This window comes from Streptomyces albidus (ex Kaewkla and Franco 2022), from assembly GCF_013870515.1.
GTDB lineage: Bacteria > Actinomycetota > Actinomycetes > Streptomycetales > Streptomycetaceae > Streptomyces > Streptomyces albidus.
The window spans coordinates 1-3,457 of the sequence record NZ_JACBXA010000398.1 but is presented as its reverse complement, the minus strand read 5'-3'; the positions used below and the strand labels follow the sequence as shown (position 1 = coordinate 3,457).

Below are 3,457 nucleotides of genomic sequence, written 5' to 3'. Positions count from 1 at the left end.
GTCCTACTCTCCCACACGCTCCCGCATGCAGTACCATCGGCGCTGTCAGGCTTAGCTTCCGGGTTCGGAATGTGACCGGGCGTTTCCCTGACGCTATGACCACCGAAACACATCCACCCCACACACACATCCCGGGTATTCCACAGGTTGTGTGTTGTGTTCGGGGTGGCACATTTTTGTGTCAACGCACCCTATTCAATTTCACCGGCACCGGTGTTGAAACAAGGGGTTGTTGTTTCAGATACCGCACAGTGGACGCGAGCAAATCTGTGGTCAAGCCCTCGGCTTATTAGTACCAGTCAACTCCAACCCTCACGGGTCTTCCATATCTGGCCTATCAACCCGGTCGTCTCCCGGGAGCCTTAACCCCACACGGGGGTGGGAGTCCTCATCTCGAAGCAGGCTTCCCGCTTAGATGCTTTCAGCGGTTATCCCTCCCGAACGTAGCCAACCAGCCATGCTCTTGGCAGAACAACTGGCACACCAGAGGTTCGTCCGTCCCGGTCCTCTCGTACTAGGGACAGCCCTTCTCAAGACTCCTACGCGCGCAGCGGATAGGGACCGAACTGTCTCACGACGTTCTAAACCCAGCTCGCGTACCGCTTTAATGGGCGAACAGCCCAACCCTTGGGACCGACTCCAGCCCCAGGATGCGACGAGCCGACATCGAGGTGCCAAACCATCCCGTCGATATGGACTCTTGGGGAAGATCAGCCTGTTATCCCCGGGGTACCTTTTATCCGTTGAGCGACGGCGCTTCCACAAGCCACCGCCGGATCACTAGTCCCGACTTTCGTCCCTGCTCGACCCGTCAGTCTCACAGTCAAGCTCCCTTGTGCACTTACACTCACCACCTGATGACCAACCAGGCTGAGGGAACCTTTGGGCGCCTCCGTTACATTTTAGGAGGCAACCGCCCCAGTTAAACTACCCACCAGACACTGTCCCTGATCCGGATCACGGACCCAGGTTAGACATCCAGCACGATCAGAGTGGTATTTCAACAACGACTCCACACCCGCTGGCGCGAATGCTTCAAAGTCTCCCACCTATCCTACACAAACCGAACCGAACACCAATATCAAGCTATAGTAAAGGTCCCGGGGTCTTTCCGTCCTGCTGCGCGAAACGAGCATCTTTACTCGTAGTGCAATTTCACCGGGCCTATGGTTGAGACAGTCAAGAAGTCGTTACGCCATTCGTGCAGGTCGGAACTTACCCGACAAGGAATTTCGCTACCTTAGGATGGTTATAGTTACCACCGCCGTTTACTGGCGCTTAAGTTCTCAGCTTCACCACACCGAAATGTGACTAACCGGTCCCCTTAACGTTCCAGCACCGGGCAGGCGTCAGTCCGTATACATCGCCTTACGGCTTCGCACGGACCTGTGTTTTTAGTAAACAGTCGCTTCTCGCTGGTCTCTGCGGCCACCACCAGCTCCGGCAGCAAGTGCCATCACCAGCAGTGGCCCCCCTTCTCCCGAAGTTACGGGGGCATTTTGCCGAGTTCCTTAACCATAGTTCACCCGAACGCCTCGGTATTCTCTACCAGACCACCTGAGTCGGTTTAGGGTACGGGCCGCAACAGCACTCGCTAGAGGCTTTTCTCGACAGCATAGGATCATCCACTTCACCACAATCGGCTCGGCATCAGGTCTCAGGCACAAGTCATGCGGATTTACCTGCATGACGCCCTACACCCTTACCCCGGGACAACCACCGCCCGGGCTGGACTACCTTCCTGCGTCACCCCATCACTCACCTACTACAAGCTCGGTTCATCGGCTCCACCACACCAGCCATCATCCGAAGAATCAGACTGGGGGCTTCACGGACTTAGCATCACCTGATTCAGCGTTGGCGCACTGCCACGGGTACCGGAATATCAACCGGTTATCCATCGACTACGCCTGTCGGCCTCGCCTTAGGCCCCGACTTACCCTGGGCAGATCAGCTTGACCCAGGAACCCTTAGTCAATCGGCGCACACGTTTCTCACGTATGTATCGCTACTCATGCCTGCATTCTCACTCGTATACCGTCCACAACTCGCTTACACGGCTGCTTCACCCGGCACACGACGCTCCCCTACCCACCCCAACAGGCGTTAGCCCTTATATGTTGGAGTGACACGACGTCGGCGGTGTGCTTGAGCCCCGCTACATTGTCGGCGCGGAATCACTTGACCAGTGAGCTATTACGCACTCTTTCAAGGGTGGCTGCTTCTAAGCCAACCTCCTGGTTGTCTCTGCGACTCCACATCCTTTCCCACTTAGCACACGCTTAGGGGCCTTAGTCGATGCTCTGGGCTGTTTCCCTCTCGACCATGGAGCTTATCCCCCACAGTCTCACTGCCGTGCTCTCACTTACCGGCATTCGGAGTTTGGCTAAGGTCAGTAACCCGGTAGGGCCCATCGCCTATCCAGTGCTCTACCTCCGGCAAGAAACACACGACGCTGCACCTAAATGCATTTCGGGGAGAACCAGCTATCACGGAGTTTGATTGGCCTTTCACCCCTAACCACAGGTCATCCCCCAGGTTTTCAACCCTGGTGGGTTCGGGCCTCCACGAAGTCTTACCTCCGCTTCACCCTGCCCATGGCTAGATCACTCCGCTTCGGGTCTTGAACACGCTACTCAACGCCCTATTCGGACTCGCTTTCGCTACGGCTCCCCCACACGGGTTAACCTCGCAACATGCCGCAAACTCGCAGGCTCATTCTTCAAAAGGCACGCAGTCACGACCGTGAGTACAAGTACTCACGGCGACGCTCCCACGGCTTGTAGGCACACGGTTTCAGGTACTATTTCACTCCGCTCCCGCGGTACTTTTCACCATTCCCTCACGGTACTATCCGCTATCGGTCACCAGGGAATATTTAGGCTTGACGGGTGGTCCCGCCAGATTCACACAGGATTTCTCGGGCCCCATGCTACTCGGGAAAAAGACAAGTGAGCCATCACAATTTCAGCTACGGGGGTCTTACCCTCTACGCCGGGCCTTTCGCATGCCCTTCGCCTATCACAATGGTTTCTAACTCACCCAGCCGCCGGCAGACGACTGAAGCCTCATCCCACAACCCCGTACATGCAACCCCTGCCGGGTATCACACACATACGGTTTAGCCTCATCCAGTTTCGCTCGCCACTACTCCCGGAATCACGGTTGTTTTCTCTTCCTGCGGGTACTGAGATGTTTCACTTCCCCGCGTTCCCTCCACACACCCTATACATTCAGGTGCGGGTGACAGCCCATGACGACTGCCGGGTTTCCCCATTCGGACACCCCCGGATCACAGCTCGGTTGACAGCTCCCCGGGGCCTATCGCGGCCTCCCACGTCCTTCATCGGTTCCTGGTGCCAAGGCATCCACCGTGCGCCCTTAAAAACTTGGCCACAGATGCTCGCGTCCACTGTGCAGTTCTCAAACAACAACCAGCCACCCGCCACCCCCACAC

Annotated in this window: 2 rRNA genes; both read right to left on the bottom strand. The window is 56.7% G+C overall.

The features are described 5' to 3' along the window. Positions 1-107, bottom strand: a 5S ribosomal RNA gene (gene rrf, locus H5J26_RS29525); the annotation flags it as partial. A gap of 162 nt (positions 108-269) precedes the next feature. Then, positions 270-3,395: ribosomal RNA gene (locus H5J26_RS29520) — 23S ribosomal RNA — on the bottom strand. Positions 3,396-3,457 lie beyond the last annotated feature (62 nt).